The sequence below is a fragment of the Modestobacter lapidis genome (assembly GCF_054780755.1).
Map to the genome: position 1 here is coordinate 1 of NZ_BAAGVS010000001.1, position 19,706 is coordinate 19,706.

The following is a 19,706-nucleotide window of genomic DNA, read 5'->3' on the forward strand; positions in this document are numbered from 1 at the left end:
GCGGCAGCGCTGCCCGCCCGCGCCGCCCGGTCGCCCCCGGCGCGCCTCCCGCGGCCGGCGGCGGGAGCGGGCGAGGCTCGGCTCCCGTGCGGGTGCAGCGGGAACGGCGCAACCGGATCGGCCTGGCCTTCATGGTCTCCCTGCTGGTCCTCGTGGTCGGCCGGCTGGTGCTGGTGCAGGGCGTCGACGGCGCCGCGTACGCCCAGGCCGCCGAGGACTCCCGGATGCGGACCAGCCCGATCACCGCCGTCCGCGGCGAGATCACCGACCGCGACGGCAAGGTGCTGGCCTACTCGGTCGCCGCCGAGCGGGTCGTCGCCGACCCCACCGTGGTCACCGACCCGGCACGCACGGCCCTGGCGCTCACCACGCTGCTGGACGTGCCGGCCGCCGAGCTCACCGAGCGCCTCTCCCGCGACGGCCGCTACGTCGTGCTGGCCGGTCAGGTCGCCCCCGACGTCACCGACCGGATCCGCGACCTCGGACTGGGCGGCATCTACTTCGAGGACGACCCGGTGCGTCTCTACCCGGCCGGCGCGGTCGGCGGGCAGGTCGTCGGGTTCGTCGGCCAGGAGGGCGAGGGCCTGGCCGGCATCGAGCAGACCTACTCCGACCAGCTGGCCGGCACCGATGGCGTGGAGCGGGTGGAGGTCGACGGCAGCGGCAACCCGATCCCCTCCGGCATCGACGACACGACCCCGGCCACGGACGGCGGCACCGTCCAGCTCACCCTGGACGAGGACCTGCAGTTCGTCGTCCAGGAACGGCTGGCGACCGCGTGCGCCGACGGGGCCACCACCGCAGCGTCCGCCGTCGTCCTCGACGCCCAGACCGGCGAGGTCGCCGCGATGGCCTCCTGCCCGGGCTACGACCCCGGCGCCTATGGCGACACCGACCCCGAGCTGCTGGGCAACCCGGTCGTCTCCGAGGTCTACGAGCCCGGCTCGGTGATGAAGGCGGTGACCCTGGCCGCGGCCATCGAGGAGGGCAAGGCCGACCCGGACCGGGTACTGCAGGTGCCCGGCCACATCCAGGCCGGCGACACCGTCGTCACCGACGCCCACGACCACGCGCCGATCGGGTTCACCGTGACCGGCATCCTGGCCAAGTCCAGCAACGTCGGGTCGATCATGCTGGCCCGCGAGATCGGCGACGACAAGCTCGAGGAGTACCTGCGGGCTTTCGGCATCGGCTCCCGGACCGGCATCGAGCTGCCGGGGGAGAGCGCCGGCATCCTCGAGGACTCCGCGGACTGGACGGCCAGCCGGGCGGCGAACGTGCCGATCGGGCAGGGCGTCTCGGTGACCACGCTGCAGATGGCCTCGGTGTACCAGACGCTGGCCAACGGCGGCGTGCGCGTACCGCCGCGGGTGGTGAGCTCGGTGACCGCCGCCGACGGCACGGTGACCGCCGCGCCGCGGCCGGCCGGCACCCGGGTGGTCGGTGAGCCCACCGCCGCGGCGATGACCCACATGCTCGAGGCGGTCGTCGGCAAGGGCGGTACCGCGCCGCTGGGGGCGGTCGACGGCTTCCGGGTGGTCGGCAAGACCGGCACCGCGCAGCGCGCCAACCCCGACTGCAGCTGCTACACCGGCGGCGGCTACTTCACCACCTTCGTCGGCTACGCCCCCGCCGACGACCCCCAGTACGTGGTCGCCGTCGACCTCGAACGCCCCACCAGCTCGGCCGAGGGCGGCCAGGTCGCCGCCCCCGTCTTCGCCGACGTCATGCGCTACGCGCTGACCGCCGGAGGTGTCGTCCCCTCCGGCACGCCCCGACCCGAGTTCACCCTGACCGCCCCCTGACCGCACCGGCGTCCGCCCGCCGGGAGCCGGTGTCCCGGCCCCGGGTGCGGCCCGGGCACCCACCGGCACCGCCGGTAGATTGGACACTCGTGAGTCCGACCGTTGCCGGTTCGGTGCCCCGGCCATCGGGCACCGGCCGGCTCCCGCTCGCCGATCTCGGCGATCTCGTCGGCGTCCCCGTCTGCGGCGACCCGGCGACGACGGTCTCCGGGGCCACCCTCGCCTCGACCGACGTCCGCCCCGGTGACCTCTACGCCGCGCTGCCCGGCGCCCGCACCCACGGGGCCCGCTACGCCGCCGACGCGGCCGCCCGGGGCGCGGCCGCGGTGCTCACCGACCCGGCGGGGGAGGCCGACGCCCGCGCCACCGGCCTGCCGGTGTGCGTCGTCGCCGATCCCCGTGACCTGCTGGGTGCGGTTGCGGCCCGGGTGTACGGCTCGCCCAGCGAGCGGCTGACGATGCTCGGCATCACCGGCACCAACGGCAAGACGACGACGGCCCACCTGGTCGAGGCAGGCCTGGCCGCCGCCGGCTGGACCAGCGGGCTGCTGGGCACCGTGCAGACCCGGACCCGCGGCCGGGACGCCACCGGCGAGCCGGTCACCACCACCTTCCCCAGCGTGCGCACCACACCCGAGGCGCCCGACCTGCACGCGCTGCTGGCCAGCATGGTCGAGTCCGGGGTGCGCGCGGTGGTCATGGAGGTCTCCAGCCACGCCCTCGTCCAGGGCCGGGTCGGCGGCGTCCGCTTCGCCGCCGCCGGCTTCACCAACCTGTCCCGCGACCACCTGGACTTCCACGGCGACGCGGAGAGCTACTTCCAGGCCAAGGCCCGGCTCTTCGACGGCCGCGCCGAGGTCGAGGTCGTCGACGTCGACGACCCGGCCGGCCGGCGGTTGCTCGCACCGCGGACGATCACCGTCTCCACCCGGGGCGCCGACGGCGCGCACTGGTCGGCCACCGACGTCGCCCCCGGCCCCCAGGGCGGCTCCGTCTTCACCCTGCACCACCGGGACGGCGGCAGCTGGCCGGTGCAGCTGCGGCTGCCCGGCGCCTTCAACGTGGCCAACGCGGTCCTGGCGGTGGCCCTGCTGGACGCCGTGGGCGTCCCGGTCGAGGCCGCCGTCGCCGGGCTGGCCGAGGCCGTCGTCCCCGGCCGGATGGAGCCCGTCGTCGCCGGTCAGCCGTTCGCGGCCGTCGTCGACTACGCGCACACCCCCGACGCCGTCCGCACGGCGCTCGAGGCGCTGCGGGCAGGCACCCCCGGACGGCTGCTGACCGTGCTGGGCTGCGGCGGCGACCGCGACGCCGGCAAGCGGCCGGACATGGGCGCCGTGGCCGCAGCCGGCAGCGACCTGCTGGTCATCACCGACGACAACCCCCGGTCCGAGGACCCGGCCGAAATCCGGGCGGCCATGCGCGCCGGCGCCGACGGCGTTCCGACCGACCGGCGGGCCGAGGTGCTGGAGATCGGCGACCGGCGCGCGGCGCTGGCCGCCGCCGTGCGACGCGCCCGCCCAGGGGACACGCTGTTCGTGGCCGGCAAGGGCCACGAGACGGGGCAGGAGGTCGGGAGCCGGGTGCTGCCCTTCGACGATCGAGAGGTGCTGCGCGAGGTGCTCGGCGAGCTCGGGGTGCGTCCGTGATCCGGCTGTCGCTCGCCGAGGTGGCCGAGGCCGTCGGCGGGGAGCTGGTCGGGCTCCCGGGCGAGGTCACCGGTTCCGTCACGGTCGACTCCCGCACCATCTCACCCGGCGACCTGTTCGTCGCGCTGCCCGGCGAGCGGGTCGACGGCGCCGACTTCCTCCCCGCGGCCGCGGCTGCCGGGGCCGCCGGCGCACTGAGCACCCGGCCGCACCCGGCACTGCCCTGCGTGGTCGTGCCTGATCCGGTGCCTGCGCTGGGCCGGCTGGCCGCCGCAGCGCACGCGCGGCTGGTCGGCGGCGGGCTGGTCACCGTGGGCGTCACCGGGTCGTCCGGGAAGACGTCGACCAAGGACCTGCTCGGCCAGGTGCTGGCCACCGCCGGCCCGACGGTCAGCCCCCAGGGCTCGTTCAACAACGACATCGGCCTCCCGCTCACCGTGCTCACCGCCGGCCCGGACACCCGCTACCTGGTGCTGGAGATGGGCTCGCGCGGACCGGGGCACATCGCCCGGCTGTGCGGCGTCGCCCGCCCTCTGATCGGCGTGGTCCTCAACGTCGGGTCCGCCCACCTCGGTGAGTTCGGCAGCGCCGACGCCATCGCCACCAGCAAGGGCGAGCTGGTCGAGGCGCTGCCGGCCGAGGGCACCGCCGTGCTCAACGCCGACGACCCCCGGGTGCTCGGGATGGCCGGCCGGTCCCGCGCCCGGGTGGTCACCACCGGGGTCGACGCCGCCGGGGCCGACGTGCGGGCCACCGGCGTGGAACTGGACGAGCAGGCCAGGGCCCGGTTCACGTTGGTCGCCGCGGGGGAGGAGCACCCGGTCACGCTGCAGGTGGTCGGCGCCCACCAGGTCGCCAATGCGCTCTCCGCGGCCGGGGCAGCGCTGGCCGCCGGGCTGTCGCCGGCGCAGGTCGCCGCCGGGCTGTCCGCCGCGGGGGCGCGCAGCCGCTGGCGGATGGAGGTCAGCCGCCGCGCCGACGGGGTGACCGTGGTCAACGACGCCTACAACGCGAACCCCGAATCGATGCGCGCCGCCCTGGCTGCGCTGGCCGGGCTGGCCGCGCGGCGGCGGGTCGCCGTCCTCGGCGCGATGGGCGAGCTGGGCCCGGGCGCCGACGCCGCCCACGCGCGGCTCGGCCGCGACGCGGTGCGCGCCGGGGTGGACGTGCTGGTCTCCGTCGGCCCGGATGCCATCGGCGTGCACACCGGTGCGGTGGCCGAGTGGTCGGCCGCCGGCCGCGGACCCGGAGGAGAGCCCGTGCACGTGGCCGACCGGGACGCCGCCCGGCGGCTGCTCGCCGCGGAGCTCTCCCCGGGGGACGTCGTCCTGGTGAAGGCCTCCCGCTCCTACGCTCTCGAGGTGCTCGCCGCCGACCTGCTCACCGACGACCCCGTCGTCCCCGGCACGGACACCGACTCCGCCGGCGCCTGGAAGGGAACCGCGTGAAGTCGGTCCTGATCGCGGCCGCCTTCGGCCTGGTCATCTCCATCCTGCTCACCCCGCTGGCCATCAAGGCGTTCCGCCGGCGGGGATTCGGGCAGGAGATCCGGGACGACGGCCCGGAGAGCCACCTGTCCAAGAAGGGCACGCCCACCATGGGCGGCACCGTCATGGTGCTGGCCACCGTCGGTGGCTACCTGATCGCGCACCTCTTCCTGATCAACCAGGAAGGGCGCGGGGTCACGGCCACCGGCCTGCTGCTGCTGTTCCTGCTGATCGGGCTGGGCACGGTCGGCTTCCTCGACGACTACCTGAAGATCCGCTACCGCCGCAGCCTGGGCCTGAACAAGACGGCCAAGTTGATCGGCCAGCTGGTGATCGGGCTGACCTTCGCCCTCCTGGCCCTGTGGCAGGAGAACGACCAGGGGGTGCCGGTCGCGTCGCCGGCGGTCTCCTTCGTGCGCGACATCGCGCCGCTGACCTTGCCGACCGTGCTGTTCGCCGTCCTGGCCTACCTCTTCATCGCCGGCTTCTCCAACGCGGTGAACCTCACCGACGGCCTGGACGGGCTGGCAGCCGGCTGCTCGGCGATGGTCTTCGCGTCCTACGTGATCATCTCGTTCTGGCAGTTCGGCCACGACTGCAGCGCCGCGCTGGTCGACGGCTGCTACACCGTGCGCGACCCGCTCGACGTCACCCTGATCGCGGCCGCCGCGATGGGGGCGTGCCTGGGCTTCCTGTGGTGGAACACCTCCCCGGCCCGGATCTTCATGGGCGACACCGGGTCGCTGGCCCTCGGTGGCCTGATGGCCGGGCTGGCCATCGTGACCCGCACCGAGCTGCTGCTCGTGGTGCTCGGTGGGCTGTTCGTGGCGGTGACCCTGTCGGTGGTCATCCAGGTGGCCTTCTTCCGGGCCACCCGGCGGCGGGTCTTCCGGATGGCCCCGCTGCACCACCACTTCGAGCTCGCCGGCTGGGCGGAGAGCACCGTCATCGTCCGGTTCTGGCTGGTGACGGGCATGGCGGTAGCGTTCGGGATCGGCCTGTTCTACGCCGACTGGCTCTCCTTCGCGGGCCTGTGAGGACGAGGACGGGGGAGCAGCCGATGGGCACCGTGCTGGTCACCGGCCTGGGCGTCTCGGGGGCCGCGGCGGCCCGGGTGCTGCTGGCCCGCGGTGACGAGGTGCTGCTGACCGACGCCGCCGTCCCGGCCGCCCTCGACGAGCTCGTCGCCGCCGGCGCGACCTGGCTGGGGCCGGTGTCCACGCCGCCCGAGGGGATCGACCTGGTGGTCACCTCCCCGGGCTGGCGACCCGATCACGCGCTGCTGGCCGCCGCCGCCCACCAGGGCATCGAGGTCATCGGGGAGCCCGAGCTCGCCTGGCGGCTGCGGATCGGCACCGGCCCGGACGGCGCCGGCCCGCCCGCGCCCTGGTACGCCGTCACCGGCACCAACGGCAAGACGACGACGGTCACCATGCTGGAGGCCGTGCTGCGGGCCGGTGGGCTGCGGGCCGTGGCCGCCGGCAACGTCGGGCGGCCGCTGGTGGAGGTGGTCACCGCCCGCGACGAGCACGGCGCGCCCGCCTACGACGCCATCGCGGTCGAGCTGTCCAGCTTCCAGCTGCACTGGTCGTCCTCGATCGCCCCGGCGGCGGCCTGCGTGCTCAACGTCGCCGACGACCACGTCGACTGGCACGGGTCCTTCGAGGCCTACCGGGACGCCAAGGCCGTGCTGCTGCGGCTGGCGCCGATCGCGGTCGCCGACGCCGGTGACCCGCAGGCGGCCGCCCTCGTCGCCGCGCACCGGCACCCGGTTCCGGTGACCCTCGACGAGCCCGCCCGCGGGCAGCTGGGCGTGCGGTCGGGCGCGCTCGTAGACCGGGCGTTCTCCGCGACGCCGGCCGGTGACGTGCTGGTCGACATCGCCGCGCTGCAGGTCCGCGGACCGCACAACACGGTGAACGCGCTGGCCGCCGCGGCGCTCGCGCTGGCCGCCGGGGTGGACGCCGAGGCCATCGGTCGCGGCCTGGCCGGCTTCCGGGGCGGTGCCCACCGCAACGTCCTGGTCGGCACCGTCGACGGCATCGACTACATCGACGACAGCAAGGCGACCAACCCGCACGCGGCCGGCGCGTCCCTCGCCGCCTATCCGCGGGTGGTCTGGATCGCCGGCGGACTGCTCAAGGGAGCCGACGTCGATCCGCTGGTCGCTGCGGTCGCCCCCCGGCTGGCCGGGGTGGTGTTACTGGGTCGTGACCGTGCGGAGTTGGCGCGATCACTCTCGCGACACGCCCCCTCGGTGCCGCGCGTCGTGGTGCCCAGCGGCGACGATGGCGAAGTGGACCGGACCCCCGAGCAGGTGATGGCCGAGGTCGTGGCGGCCGCCGCGCGCCTGGCCGGCCCCGGCGACACCGTGCTGCTGGCCCCAGCCGCCGCCTCCATGGACGTCTTCGCCGACTACGCGCACCGGGGCCGGGCCTTCGCCGACGCGGTGCGCGCGCTCGGGTGACCTGCCGGTGAGCACCACCCGGGGCACCGACTCCCGCGTGCGCAGCACCCGCCCGGCCACCCGGGACGTCCTCCCGGACCGGCGCCGCCTCCGGGGACCGGCATGGCTGGACGGCCCGATGACCAGTTCGCACCTGGTGCTGGGCTCGGCCGGGCTGCTGCTGGTCATCGGGTTGATCATGGTGTTCTCCGCCTCCTCGATCGAGTCCGCGCTGGCCGACCAGCCGGCGTGGCTGCCGGGGGTGCGGCAGATCGTCTTCGCCGCCATCGGCCTCGGCGGCATGTTCTTCGCGCTGCGCTTGCCGGTGGGCCGGCTGCGGCAGTGGTCCGGCCGCGGCATGCTCCTCGTCCTCGGGCTGCTGGTGCTGGTGCTCATCCCCGGCCTGGGCATCCGGCTCAACGGGTCCCGGGCCTGGTTCGATCTGGGCTTCACGCACTTCCAGCCCTCCGAGCTCGCCAAGCTCGTCTTCGCGCTGTGGGGCGCGCACGTCCTCGCCCTCCGCGAGCGGTACCTGACCACCCGGTCGCTGCTGGTGCCGATCCTGCCGGTGTTCGGGTTGGTCTCGGTGCTCCTGCTGCTCGAGCCCGACATGGGCGCGGTGGTCAGCCTGGGCCTGGTGGTCGCCGGCCTGCTGTGGGCCGGGGGGCTGAACTGGCGCTTGATCACCGTCGGGATCGCCGCCGTGGCCGGCGCGGTGTTCCTGATGGTGATGACGGCCGACTACCGGATGGCCCGGATCACCTCGTTCCTCGACCCGTGCGCCGACGCCGGTGACGGCGGCTACCAGGCCTGCCGCGGGCTGCGCGCGCTGGCCACCGGCGGGCTGGGGGGCGTGGGACTGGGCAACAGCGCGATGAAGTGGAACCTGCTGCCGCACGCGGAGTCCGACTACATCTTCGCGATCATCGGCGAGGAGCTGGGGCTGCTGGGCTGCGTCGTGGTGGTCAGCCTCTACGGCATCCTGGCCTACGCCGGCTTCCGGATCGCCCACCGCTCGACCGACCGGTTCGTCCAGCTGGCCAGCGTCGCGATCACGGTCTGGCTGATCGGCCAGGCGGCCATGAACATGGGTTACGTCGTCGGCCTGCTCCCGGTCACCGGCGTCCAGCTGCCACTGATCTCCGCCGGCGGCACCTCCCTGGTGCTCACCCTGTTCATCGTGGGGCTGCTGGCCCGGTTCGCCCGGTCCGAACCCGAGGCCATCGCCGCGCTGACGGCCCAGCGGCGCGGCCGGCTGGCCCGGCTGCTGCTGCCCGTGCCGGCTCGCGCCGTCGACCCGGTTCCCTCGCGCCGGCGCCGGGGGAGCCGTCCCCGCACGTCACCGCGTGACGGCGGCCGGACCGTCGCCCGGGTGCCCGGTCCCGACCGGCGGCCCGCCGACGGCCGCGGGGTGCCCGGTGACGACGCTCCCCGGTCCGCGGCGGCCCGGCCCGCGGCGCCCCGGCCCCGACGCGACCCGCTGCCCCCGGCCGAGCCACCGGGGCGGCGGGACCGGCAGACTGTCCGCGGCCGGCCTCCCGCCGGTGACCGCCTCCCGGCACGCGACCGGACCGGTACGGCCGACCCGACCAGCGGGCGGGGGCGCTCGGCGCCCCGGTCCCGCACCCCGAGAACCGAACGGCCAGGACGCCCGCAGTGACCTCTGCCCAGCCAGCCCCCGACCACCCCATCGAGGGCTCCGCACCCGCCCGCCCGCTCTCGGTCGTCCTCGCCGGTGGGGGCACCGGCGGGCACATCGAGCCGATGCTCGCCCTGGCCGACGCCCTGACCCGGTGTACCGGCGCTCCCGGCGGCCCGCCGCGGGTCACCTGCCTGGGCACCAGCCGCGGCATGGAGACCCGGCTGGTTCCCGCCCGCGGCTACGACCTGCGGCTGATCCCGCCGGTTCCGCTGCCGCGCAGGCCGACCCTCGACCTGCTGCGGGTGCCCGGCCGGGTGCGCCGGTCGGTCGCCGAGACCAGGGCCCTGCTGGCCGAGCTCTCCGCCGACGTGGTGGTCGGCTTCGGTGGCTACGTCGCCCTGCCGGCCTATCTCGGCGCCTGGCGCAGCGGTGTGCCCGTGGTCGTGCACGAGCAGAACGCCCTGCCGGGTCTGGCCAACCGGGTGGGCGCCCGGATCGCCGCCCGGGTCGCGGTCACGGTGCCCGGCACGCCGCTGCGCGGTGCGGAACACGTGGGCATGCCGCTGCGCCCGCAGCTGACGTCGCTGGACCGGGCGGGGCTCCGGGCCGGGGCCCGGGCGCACTTCGGCCTGGACGCCGACCGTCCCACGCTGCTCGTCTTCGGCGGCTCGCAGGGCGCTGCCTCGCTGAACCGGGCCGCGGCCGGCGCCGCCGATGCGCTCACCGGCGCCGGAGTGCAGGTGCTGCACGCCCGCGGTCCCAAGAACACCGACGTCACCGTGGCCACCCGGCCGGTCGGGCAGGCGCCCTACGTGGTCGTGGACTACCTGGAGCGGATCGACCTGGCCTATGCCGCCGCCGACCTGGCGCTGTGCCGGTCCGGTGCGGTCACCGTGGCCGAGCTGAGTGCGGTCGGGCTGCCGGGGGTGTTCGTCCCGCTGCCCATCGGCAACGGGGAGCAGCGGCGCAACGTGCTGCCGCTGGTCCAGGCCGGCGGCGGGCTGCTCGTCGAGGACGCCGAGCTGTCGCCGTCCTGGCTGGTCGACCACGTGCTCCCACTGGTCACCGATCCGGCCGCGCTGGCCGGATACGCCGAGCACGCGCTGGCCGCGGGCACGCCGGACGCCGACGACCGGCTGGCGGAGATGGTGCTGCAGGTCGCGGGCGGGCGAGCATGAGCGCCGACGACGTGGCCGCCTGGCGCGACCCCATCCCATCCCTGCCGCAGCTGGGCCGGGTGCACTTCATCGGCATCGGCGGCGCCGGGATGAGCGGCATCGCCCGGATCCTGCTGGCCCGCGGTGTCCCGGTGTCCGGCAGCGACCGCCGCGACTCCCCGGCGCTCCTGGCCCTGGCCGCCCTGGGCGCGCGGGTGCTGGTCGGGCACGATGCCGCGCACCTCGGCGATGCCGACACCGTCGTCGTCTCCACCGCCATCCGGACGGACAACCCCGAGCTCAGCGCCGCCCGCGCCGCCGGGCTGCGCGTCCTGCCGCGGGCGGTCGCGCTGGCCGCGGTGATGGCCGGCCGGCGCAGCGTGGCGGTGGCCGGCACCCACGGCAAGACCTCGACGACGTCGATGCTCACCGTCGCCGTGCAGGCCTGCGGTGTCGACCCGTCCTTCGCCATCGGCGGCAACCTGAACGAGTCCGGCTCCAACGCCCACGCCGGGCAGGGCGACGTGTTCGTGGCCGAGGCCGACGAGAGCGACCGGTCCTTCCTGCTGCTGGCCCCCTACGGCGCCATCGTCACCAACGTCGAGGCCGATCACCTGGACAACTACGGCGACCTGGCGGCGGTGGAGGCCGCCTTCGACACCTTCCTGTCCACCCTGCACCCCGACGGGTTCCTGGTGCTGTGCGCCGACGACCCCGGCGCCGCCCGGCTCCGCGGCGTCGCCACCCCCGCCCGGGTGCGGAGCTACGGGCAAGGCGAGGGGGCCGACCTGCGGCTGACCGGGCTGCACGTCGGCCCCGAGGGCACCCGCTACACCGCCACCCTGGACGGCGCCGACCTCGGCCAGGTCACCATCCGGCTGCCGGGCGCGCACATGGCGCTCAACAGCGCCGCGGCGCTGCTGGCCGGCACCGAGCTGGGCCTGCCGGCGACGGGGCTGATCGGCGGACTCGCCCGGTTCGGCGGGGTGCACCGCCGGTTCGAGCTCAAGGGCACCGTCGCCGGGGTGCGGGTCTACGACGACTACGCCCACCACCCGACCGAGGTGACCGCCCAGCTGCGCGCCGCCCGCGCGGTCGCCGGCACCGGCCGGCTGGTGGTCGCCTTCCAGCCGCACCTGTACAGCCGGACCGCCGAGTTCGCCGACGGGTTCGGGGCGGCCCTGGGCCTGGCCGACGAGGTCGTCGTGATGGACGTCTACGGGGCCCGCGAGGACCCCGTCCCCGGCGTCACCGGGGCGCTGGTCGCCGACGCGGTGCCGCTACCGGGCGGGCAGGTGCTGTTCGAGCCGTCCTGGTCGGCCGCGGCGCCGGCGCTCGCTGCGCGGGCCCGCCCCGGCGACCTCGTGGTCACCATGGGTGCGGGGGACGTGTCGATGGTCGGCCCCGAGGTCCTCGCGGCGCTCGCCGAGCTCGACCTCCCGGGGGAGGCCGGGACACGGTGAGCCGGGCGGCCACCACCCGCGACCGCGCCCGGTCGGGCGGCCGCGGCCGGCGGCCGCACGGTGGGGCGTCCGAGGTCACCCCGCTGCGCAGCCGTCGCCGGCGCCCCGCACAGCGCTCCGGGCGCCGCCTCGACCCGCGGCGGCGCTGGCTGGTGCGCGCTGCCGTGCTGGCCGTCGTCGTCGCGCTGGCCGGCTGGGTGGTGCTGGCCAGCCCACTGCTGGCCGTCCGCAGCGTGCAGGTCGACGGAGTGTCCACGCTCTCCGCCGACCTGGTCGTCGAGGCGGCCGGTATCGGCCCGGGCACACCGCTGGTCCGGGTGGACACCGCCGCCGCCGCCGCCCGGGTCGCCGGGCTCCCGCAGGTGGCCGCCGTCGAGGTCACCCGGGGCTGGCCGCAGACCGTGGTGGTCACCGTCGTGGAGCGGGTGCCGGTGGCCGTGGTCGAGGACGCCGGCAGCCGGGCGCTGGTCGACCGGGAGGGCGTGCTGTTCGACACCATCACCGGCGACCCGCCGCCCGGCGTCGTCCCGTTGACGGTGGCCGACCCGGGCCCGGACGACGCGGCCACCACCGCGGCCCTCGGCGCGCTCGTCTCCCTGCCCCGCGACGTGCGTGCCCAGGTCACCGGGGTGTCGGCGACCTCGGCCGACGACGTGACGCTCACCCTGACCGACGGCCGCACCGTGCTGTGGGGCACCGCCGACCAGACCGACCGCAAGGCCCGGGTGCTCGACGGGCTGCTCGACCAGATCGACGCGGGGACGCTGGAGCCGGCCGGGACGCTGGACGTCAGCACGCCCGACGCCGTCGCCCTGCGCTGAGGAAGGGTCCGCGGGGGGCCGGACGAGCCCGGCCGTGCGGGACAGTGGCGAGATGAGCTCCCAGCCGATCAGCCGCTTCCCGCTCGTGCCGGCCGAGGACCTGCCGCCCGACCTCCGCGACCGGTTCGCCGAGGTGGCCGGCGCCAGCGGATTCCTCCCCCACGTCTTCGCCGCGCTCGCCTGGCGCCCGGCCGAGGCCCGGGCGTTCTTCGCGCTGCACGACGCGCTCATGGACAAGGACACCCCCGGGCTGAGCCAGGCCGACCGCGAGGTCGTCGTGGTGGCCACCAGCGCGGCGAACGACTGCCTCTACTGCGTGGTGGCCCACGGAGCGCTGGTCCGGATCCGGGCCCGCGACCGCTACCTGGCCGACCAGGTGGCGGTCGACTGGCGGAAGGCGCCGCTGCCGGCGCGCTTGCACGCCGTCGTGGAGGTCGCCGTCCGCCTCGCGGTCGCGCCGGTGACCGTGGTCCCGGCCGACCTGGACGCGCTGCGCGCGCACGGGCTCACCGAGGACGACGTGTGGGACGTCGGCGCGATCGTGTCGCTCTTTGCGCTGTCGAACCGCCTGATGCACTGGGCCGCGGTGCCGCCGAACGAGGAGTTCCACCTGATGGGCCGGGTGCCGCGGAGCTGACCGTCGAGCGCGGTGGCCGCGACACACGCATGCGCCCGACACGCCCGAGCAAAAGGTCCGCTTTCGAGTTCCCGTTCCGGGCGCGTCGGGCGTACGTCACAGGGCTCGACCCTGGCGTGAGACGCCCAGGGGGCGGGTCGTCACGCCTCGTGAGTCGTACGTGACAGTGGGGTCGGCCGAGGTGGGTGTGTTGGCACCGTCTGGACACGCCGAGCCCATGACGGTGCTTGCTGCACCGATCCAGCACACCTAACTTCGTCCACAACGCCACTAGTTGACATAACTATAAGGCTTAACCTGAGGATGAGGGTCCAGTTGGGGAGCGCAGCATGACACCTCCGCACAACTACCTCGCGGTCATCAAGGTCGTCGGCATCGGCGGCGGCGGGGTGAACGCGGTCAACCGCATGATCGAGGTCGGCCTCAAGGGGGTCGAGTTCATCGCGATCAACACCGATGCGCAGGCGCTGCTGATGAGCGACGCCGACGTCAAGCTCGACGTCGGTCGTGAGCTCACCCGCGGCCTGGGCGCCGGTGCGCAGCCCGACGTGGGCCGCCAGGCGGCCGAGGACCACCGCGAGGAGATCGAAGAGGTGCTCAAGGGCGCCGACATGGTCTTCGTGACCGCCGGCGAGGGAGGTGGCACCGGCACCGGCGGGGCCCCGGTGGTCGCCTCCATCGCGCGCAAGCTCGGCGCGCTGACCATCGGCGTGGTCACCCGACCGTTCTCCTTCGAGGGCAAGCGGCGGGCCGTCCAGGCCGAGTCGGGCATCGAGGAGCTGCGCAACGAGTGCGACACGCTCATCGTGATCCCGAACGACCGGCTGCTGCAGCTCGGCGACCGGAACGTCAGCGTGATGGACGCCTTCCGCACCGCCGACCAGGTGCTGCTCTCCGGTGTCCAGGGCATCACCGACCTGATCACCACGCCCGGCCTGATCAACCTCGACTTCGCCGACGTCAAGTCGGTCATGTCCGGTGCGGGGTCGGCGCTGATGGGCATCGGCAGCGCGCGCGGTGACAACCGCGCGCTGCTGGCTGCCGAGCAGGCCATCGCCAGCCCGCTGCTGGAGGCGTCGATGGAAGGCGCCCACGGTGTGCTGCTGTCGATCAGCGGTGGTTCGGATCTCGGCCTGTTCGAGATCAACGAGGCGGCATCGCTGGTCTCCGACGCCGCGCACCCCGACGCCAACATCATCTTCGGCGCCGTCATCGACGACGCCTTGGGCGACGAGGTGCGGGTGACGGTCATCGCCGCCGGCTTCGACAACAGCAAGCCGGGTACCCGCAAGGACGGCGCAGCCACCACCGTGACGGCGACGGCGCCACCCGCGTCGGTCGCCGCCGCACCGGCGGCACCGGCCCGGACCTCGGCGCCGGCCCAGGCGGGGGAGCGGCCGGCCGGCCAGCCGGAGGCCCGTCCGGCGGCGGCCACGCCGGCCGCGCCGGTGCCCTCCGCTCCGCGGCCGGGGCAGCCCGGTGCGGCACCGCAGGGGAGCGGCATCACCGTGCCCCCGCTCCCGCCGATCCCCGGTGCGGGCAACGGCAGCCGCCGTCCGCTGGCACAGGAGGACTTCGAGGAGGAACTCGACATTCCCGAGTTCCTCCGCAGCCAGTAAGAGGACCCCCGTGCCCCCCACCACTCGCGAGCTCGCGGCGGGCCCCTGCACGAGGGCCGTTCCAGCCCCCGTCAGGGGGCCGCTCACGTGAGCAGCAGTCCGGCCGCCTCGTCGGCGGTGCGACCCCGACGGGTCGTCACCGACCGGCGGGGCGGCCGTTCTGCGCCGCCCTACGAGTCGTTCAACCTCGGCGAGCACGTCGGGGACGACCCGGTCGCGGTGGCGGCCAACCGGGACCGGCTGGCCGGCGGGCTCGGCGTGCCCGCCACCGCTCTCGTCTGGATGACCCAGGTGCACGGCACCGGGGTCGCCGTGATCGAGGACGCCGGGGAGAACCCGGTCGCCGACGTCGACGCGCTGGTGACCGCGACGCCGGGGCTCGTGCTGTGCGTGCTGGTCGCCGACTGCGTGCCCGTGCTGCTGGCCGATCCGGTCGCCGGGGTGGTCGCCGCGGTGCACGCCGGCCGGGAGGGCGTCCGGCGGGGCGTCGTCCCCGCGACGCTGGCGGCGATGACCCGGCTGGGTTCCCGCCCGGGCGACGTGGAGGCACTCCTGGGCCCGGCCGTGTGTGGCGCCGACTACGAGGTACCGCTGGCCATGCAGGCAGAGGTGGCCCGGGTCGCCCCGGCCGGCGCGGTGCGCACCCGGCGGGGCACCCCTGGTCTGGATCTGCGGGTCGGGCTGGAGCAGGTGCTGCGCGGCGCCGGGGTCGGCCAGGTCGTGCACGACCCCCGGTGCACCGTCGAGGATCCCCGGCTGTTCAGCCACCGCCGGGACGGCGTGACCGGCCGCCAGGCCGGCGTGGTCTGGCTCGCGTAAGGACCCCGTCCTCCCCGCCCTTCGCAAGCTCAGGGCGGTGCCCGGGACGGGGCCGTTCCAGGAGCCCGAGGGCTCGCGGCCGGCGGGTTGCATGATGGCGTCCGTGGACCGGCTCCAGCACAACCTCCGGAACGTCCGCGAGCGCATCGACGCCGCCGCCCGCGCCGCCGGGCGCGACCCGGCCGAGGTGCGGGTGCTCGCGGTGAGCAAGACCAGGCCGGCTGCGGACATCCGTGCGCTGGCGGCCCTGGGGCAGCGGGAGTTCGCCGAGAACCGGGTGCAGGAGCTCACCGGCAAGGTGGCAGACCTCGCCGCCGACCCCGGCGGCCCGGAGCTCCGCTGGCACCTGGTGGGACAGCTGCAGCGCAACAAGGCCGGTGCGGTGTGCCGGATCGGCGCGGTGGTGCATTCGGTGGACCGGCTGCCGCTGGTCGCCGCCCTGGACCGGGCCGCCCAGCAGGCGCAGCGGCCGCTGGACGCGTTCGTCCAGGTGGACCTGGGCGGCCCGCCCGGCCGGGACGGGACCCGTGGCGGAGCGCCGCCCGACGACGTCCCGGCCCTGGCCGACGCCGTGGCAGAGATGGCGGGCCTGCGGCTGCTGGGCCTGATGGCGGTCGCGCCGCGGAACGCGGACCCGGCCCCGGCGTTCGCCCGGCTGGCGGAGCTCGCCGCTCGGGTGCGCGCCGATCATCCTGGGTCCAGGGAGTTATCGGCAGGCATGAGCGCCGACCTGGAGGCTGCTGTGACTGCTGGTGCCACTGTGGTGCGTGTCGGAACCGCGTTGTTCGGCCCGCGAGTCCTATCTTCCGAACCGGACGTGTGACCACCAGCCCCACCGGTCACGCCGGCACCACCCGTTCCACGAGCTCTGCGGTCCGCACCGCGGAGGACGAGACCAGAGGGAGACGTCCGATGGCCGGAGCCATGCGAAAGATGGGGGTCTACCTCGGCCTCGTCGAGGACGACGACGCGCGCGGGGGGTACGACCGCTACGCCGCCCGCCAGTCGGACTACGACGAGCGTGGGTACGACCGGTACGCCCCGGCCGGCGAGTACGACGCGGTCGACCCGCGCTACGACACCGGCTACCCCGATACCGAGCACCCGGCCGGCTATGACGCGGGGTACGGCGCCGCGCCGTCGGAGGAGCCCGCCCCGGAGCCGGAGCCCACGCCGCTGACCCGTCGTCCGGTGGCCGCGCGGTCGCTGGGGCTGGCGGGCGCACCCGCTGCGCCCTCCGCGGGCGGCGCCGGGGCGACCCGCCTGGGTGGCTCGGGTGGGGGCGCTGCGCTCGGCGGCTCGGCCGGCCTGGCCGTGCGCGAGCCCCTCGTCGCGGCGCCGGCGCCGGCCCCGGCCCCGGCGAAGAAGGCGCCGCAGCCCTACCGGATCACCACGCTGCACCCGCGCACCTACAACGAGGCGCGCACCATCGGCGAGCGGTTCCGCGAGGGCATGCCGGTCATCATGAACCTGACCGAGATGAACGACGCCGACGCGAAGCGACTCGTGGACTTCGCTGCGGGTCTGTCCTTCGGGCTGCACGGTAGTATCGAGCGGGTCACGGCGAAGGTCTTCCTGCTCAGTCCGCAGGACGTCGACGTGACCGCCGAGGACAAGGCCCGCATCCGTGAGGGCGGGTTCTTCAACCAGTCCTGAAACAGCGCGTCACGCCGGGTCCGCCCGCGAGGCGCCCCGAACGAGCGAGGACCGTGGCTCTACTCCTGCAGATCGTCTCGTCGGTCCTGCTCGTCTTCCTGATCCTGCTGTTCGCGCGCTTCGTCGTCGACTGGGTGATGGTGCTGGCGCGCAGCTGGCGTCCGTCCGGTCTGGTCGCCGCCGGGCTCGAGGTCGTGTACGCGACCACCGACCCGCCGCTGAAGGCCGTGCGCAAGGTCATCCCACCGCTGAACCTCGGGTCCATCCGTCTGGACCTCGGGTTCATGGTCTTATTGATCCTGGTGTTCCTCCTGCGCGGCCTGGTCAACGGCCTGGCTCTGAACCTCGCATGAGCCACCCGGTGAACTCGTGCCCACCCGGGACGAGGTGCTGGTCCGCCGAGATCCGCTGCCCGTCTGTGTCCGCCCCGTCCCACTCGTCCGACCTGAGGTGAGCCCCATGCCACTCACGCCCGCCGACGTGCACAACGTCGTCTTCAAGAAGCCGCCGATCGGCAAGCGCGGTTACGACGAGGACGAGGTCGATGCCTTCCTCGACGTGGTGGAGGCCGAGCTCGCCCGGTTGATCGAGGAGAACAACGACCTCCGCGCCTCCGGTGGTGGCGGCTCGCGCGCCGACGAGCGACCGGCCGAGGCCGCGCCGCTCACCGTGGCAGCGCCACCGCCGCCACCCGCCGCTGCTCCCTCGTCCGCCCGCGAGGACGACAGCGTCCGGGCATCGCGGATGCTGTCGCTGGCCAGCGAGACGGCCGAGCGGTACGTCAACGAGGCGAAGGCCCAGGCCGACCAGATGGTCGGCAGTGCCAAGACCAACAGCGAGCGGATGCTCGCCGAGGCCCGCTCGAAGAGCGAGCAGATGGTCACCGAGGCGAAGTCGCGGGCCGATGCCATGATCACCGACTCCCGCACCCGGGCCGACACGATGGAGCGCGAGGCCCGGGCCAAGGCCACCGCCCTGGCCCAGGATGCCGAGCGCAAGCACGTGGAAGCGATGGGGTCGCTGGAGGAGAAGCGCGCCAGCCTCGATCGCAAGGTCGACGAGCTGCGCACCTTCGAGCGGGAGTACCGGACCCGGCTGCGGTCCTACCTCGAGTCGCACCTGCGCGACCTGGACAGCCGTGGCTCGGCCGAGCCGTCGGCCAACAACCGGCAGAACCAGCACGTCGGGGCCTGAAGAAGGACCACCCTTCCCCCACGCCTCGCACGCTCGGCGCGGGCCCCTGAAGGGTGGCCGCGCACCCGAGCCCCGCCGGACACCGTCCGGCGGGGCTCGGTCGCGCTCGGGGGGCCCGAGCCGTCCCGGTGGCGGCGCACTAGCATCAGTCCGTGATCTTGCTCGCGGCCGTCCTGGTAGTCGCTGCGGTCGGCCTGCTCGCCGCCGGGCTGATCGAGGGGTCCGCCATCCTCCAGTGGGCCTCCTTCGGGGCCAGCGCGCTGGCCGCGCTCGTCGTCGTCGGCGGTGAGGTGCGCCGGGGCATCGCGGCACGCCGCGGGGAGGGCCCGGACGGCCACGACGGGCAGCATCGCCGGCAGCCGGCCGGGCAGGCGGCCGGCCGGGGGCGGCACGATCGGGACCAGTTCCCGGCTGCGCCACCCACCGGCCCGCCCTCGCGCCCCCAGCCGAGGGCGGATCAGCCCGAGGAGGGCGACCAGAACCAGCCGCAGTGGCAGCCCCAGCAGGACCACGACGCTCAGGAGCACGAGCGCCAGGGCTACGACCAGTACGGCTACGGAGCGCACCGCTCCGACCAGCACCGCTCCGACCAGCAGGGCTATGGCGACCAGCAGGGCTATGGCGACCAGCAGGGCTATGGCGACCAGCAGGGCTATGGCGACCAGCAGGGCTATGCCGACCAGCAGGGCTATGCCGATCCGCAGGGTTATGCCGATCCGCAGGGCTACGCCGGGCACGGTGACGACCGGCAGGACCACGGGCCGCAGCCGTACGCGGGGCCGCCGTACGGTGCGCCGACCGATGACCCGTACCAGGCGCAGGGGTACGACGAGCCCTACGAGCCGTACGGCGCCTCGCGGTACGTCCCGCCGTCCACCCCGCCGGGCGATGACGAGACGTCGATGAGCGCAGCCGCCGGGGGCGGCCCCGACACGGAGCACCCGGCGGGCGGGCAGCAGTCCGCACCGGGCACCGACGCCGACGGTGAGCCCCCGGTGGAAGAGGTCGAGGTGACCGACCTGCTGGTCGTGCTCGACCTGACCGACGAGGTCCTGGTCGTCGACGAGCACCCCCGGTACCACCTCGGCGGGTGCCCGCACCTGAGCGGCCAGCCGACCTTCGGCATGCCGATGGTGGAGGCCCGGACGGACGGCTTCACCCCGTGCGGCACCTGCGCCCCGGATCGGAACCTGGCCCGGGTGGAGCGGGCCCGCCGCTCCCGAGGCTGAGGAAGGACCCCCTCCTCCCCACCCCTCGCAGGCTCGGGGCGGGACCCGGGATGGGGCCGACGACCGGGCGCTGCGCCCCGCAGCG

Annotated in this window: 17 protein-coding genes; all 17 read left to right on the plus strand. The window is 75.1% G+C overall.

From position 1 onward, the window contains the following. The coding region (locus tag ACYVG5_RS00005; RefSeq protein ID WP_460682865.1) for a peptidoglycan D,D-transpeptidase FtsI family protein at positions 1–1,805 on the plus strand (1,805 nt) is incomplete at its 5' end. Positions 1,806–1,894: 89 nt separating this feature from the next. Beyond that, positions 1,895–3,451 (plus strand): UDP-N-acetylmuramoyl-L-alanyl-D-glutamate--2,6-diaminopimelate ligase, encoded by a 1,557-nt coding sequence (locus ACYVG5_RS00010; protein WP_222044846.1) that lies wholly within the window; start codon positions 1,895–1,897, stop codon positions 3,449–3,451. Continuing rightward, on the plus strand, positions 3,448–4,899 hold the full coding sequence (locus ACYVG5_RS00015; RefSeq protein WP_222044848.1) for a UDP-N-acetylmuramoyl-tripeptide--D-alanyl-D-alanine ligase: 1,452 nt from the start codon (positions 3,448–3,450) through the stop codon (positions 4,897–4,899). Before ACYVG5_RS00010 ends, ACYVG5_RS00015 begins: the two co-directional genes overlap by 4 nt. Next, positions 4,896–5,975, plus strand: a complete 1,080-nt coding sequence (gene mraY / locus ACYVG5_RS00020) for a phospho-N-acetylmuramoyl-pentapeptide-transferase (protein WP_222044850.1) — start codon at positions 4,896–4,898, stop codon at positions 5,973–5,975. Before ACYVG5_RS00015 ends, mraY begins: the two co-directional genes overlap by 4 nt. 23 nt (positions 5,976–5,998) lie before the next feature. Continuing rightward, positions 5,999–7,405 (plus strand): UDP-N-acetylmuramoyl-L-alanine--D-glutamate ligase, encoded by a 1,407-nt coding sequence (gene murD / locus ACYVG5_RS00025; RefSeq protein WP_222044852.1) that lies wholly within the window; start codon positions 5,999–6,001, stop codon positions 7,403–7,405. Positions 7,406–7,412: 7 nt separating this feature from the next. Continuing rightward, positions 7,413–9,044 carry a putative lipid II flippase FtsW gene (gene ftsW, locus ACYVG5_RS00030; protein ID WP_460682866.1) on the plus strand — a complete coding sequence of 544 codons (1,632 nt, stop codon included), beginning with the start codon at positions 7,413–7,415 and terminating at the stop codon, positions 9,042–9,044. Continuing rightward, on the plus strand, positions 9,041–10,204 hold the full coding sequence (murG, locus tag ACYVG5_RS00035) for an undecaprenyldiphospho-muramoylpentapeptide beta-N-acetylglucosaminyltransferase (protein WP_460682867.1): 1,164 nt from the start codon (positions 9,041–9,043) through the stop codon (positions 10,202–10,204). Before ftsW ends, murG begins: the two co-directional genes overlap by 4 nt. After that, a complete protein-coding gene (gene murC, locus ACYVG5_RS00040) occupies positions 10,201–11,646 on the plus strand; it encodes a UDP-N-acetylmuramate--L-alanine ligase (RefSeq protein ID WP_222044854.1) in 1,446 nt (481 codons plus the stop codon). Before murG ends, murC begins: the two co-directional genes overlap by 4 nt. Further along, on the plus strand, positions 11,643–12,467 hold the full coding sequence (locus ACYVG5_RS00045) for a cell division protein FtsQ/DivIB (RefSeq protein ID WP_222044856.1): 825 nt from the start codon (positions 11,643–11,645) through the stop codon (positions 12,465–12,467). Before murC ends, ACYVG5_RS00045 begins: the two co-directional genes overlap by 4 nt. A 52-nt stretch (positions 12,468–12,519) precedes the next feature. Further along, entirely contained in the window at positions 12,520–13,104 is a 585-nt protein-coding gene (locus tag ACYVG5_RS00050; RefSeq protein WP_222044858.1) for a peroxidase-related enzyme, read from the plus strand. 329 nt (positions 13,105–13,433) lie between these two features. After that, positions 13,434–14,723, plus strand: a complete 1,290-nt coding sequence (gene ftsZ, locus ACYVG5_RS00055; protein WP_222044860.1) for a cell division protein FtsZ — start codon at positions 13,434–13,436, stop codon at positions 14,721–14,723. An 87-nt stretch (positions 14,724–14,810) separates the two neighbouring features. Further along, the gene (gene pgeF / locus ACYVG5_RS00060; RefSeq protein ID WP_222044862.1) at positions 14,811–15,542 is read left to right on the plus strand and encodes a peptidoglycan editing factor PgeF; all 732 of its coding nucleotides are present in this window, start codon (positions 14,811–14,813) and stop codon (positions 15,540–15,542) included. A gap of 94 nt (positions 15,543–15,636) precedes the next feature. Next, entirely contained in the window at positions 15,637–16,365 is a 729-nt protein-coding gene (locus ACYVG5_RS00065; protein ID WP_222045395.1) for a YggS family pyridoxal phosphate-dependent enzyme, read from the plus strand. 89 nt (positions 16,366–16,454) lie between these two features. Beyond that, positions 16,455–17,198, plus strand: coding sequence for a cell division protein SepF (locus tag ACYVG5_RS00070; RefSeq protein ID WP_222044864.1), 744 nt, complete (start codon positions 16,455–16,457; stop codon positions 17,196–17,198). A 53-nt stretch (positions 17,199–17,251) separates the two neighbouring features. After that, positions 17,252–17,551: a YggT family protein gene (locus ACYVG5_RS00075; RefSeq protein WP_222044865.1), complete on the plus strand. Its 300-nt coding sequence runs from the start codon at positions 17,252–17,254 to the stop codon at positions 17,549–17,551. Between the two features lie 106 nt (positions 17,552–17,657). Continuing rightward, complete coding sequence (wag31, locus tag ACYVG5_RS00080; RefSeq protein ID WP_222044867.1) at positions 17,658–18,392, plus strand: DivIVA-like cell division protein Wag31; 735 nt, start codon at positions 17,658–17,660, stop codon at positions 18,390–18,392. A gap of 152 nt (positions 18,393–18,544) precedes the next feature. Next, positions 18,545–19,621, plus strand: coding sequence for a hypothetical protein (locus tag ACYVG5_RS00085; RefSeq protein ID WP_460682868.1), 1,077 nt, complete (start codon positions 18,545–18,547; stop codon positions 19,619–19,621). The last annotated feature ends 85 nt before the right edge of the window (positions 19,622–19,706 follow it).

Excerpts from the sequence above, each read along its gene's own strand:
- murD (WP_222044852.1), top strand. The coding sequence starts at position 5,999 with ATGGGCACCGTGCTGGTCACCGGCCTGGGCGTCTCGGGGGCCGCGGCG.
- murC (WP_222044854.1), top strand. The coding sequence starts at position 10,201 with ATGAGCGCCGACGACGTGGCCGCCTGGCGCGACCCCATCCCATCCCTG.
- ACYVG5_RS00050 (WP_222044858.1), top strand. The coding sequence starts at position 12,520 with ATGAGCTCCCAGCCGATCAGCCGCTTCCCGCTCGTGCCGGCCGAGGAC.
- ftsZ (WP_222044860.1), top strand. The coding sequence starts at position 13,434 with ATGACACCTCCGCACAACTACCTCGCGGTCATCAAGGTCGTCGGCATC.
- ACYVG5_RS00065 (WP_222045395.1), top strand. The coding sequence starts at position 15,637 with ATGGCGTCCGTGGACCGGCTCCAGCACAACCTCCGGAACGTCCGCGAG.
- ACYVG5_RS00070 (WP_222044864.1), top strand. The coding sequence starts at position 16,455 with ATGGCCGGAGCCATGCGAAAGATGGGGGTCTACCTCGGCCTCGTCGAG.
- wag31 (WP_222044867.1), top strand. The coding sequence starts at position 17,658 with ATGCCACTCACGCCCGCCGACGTGCACAACGTCGTCTTCAAGAAGCCG.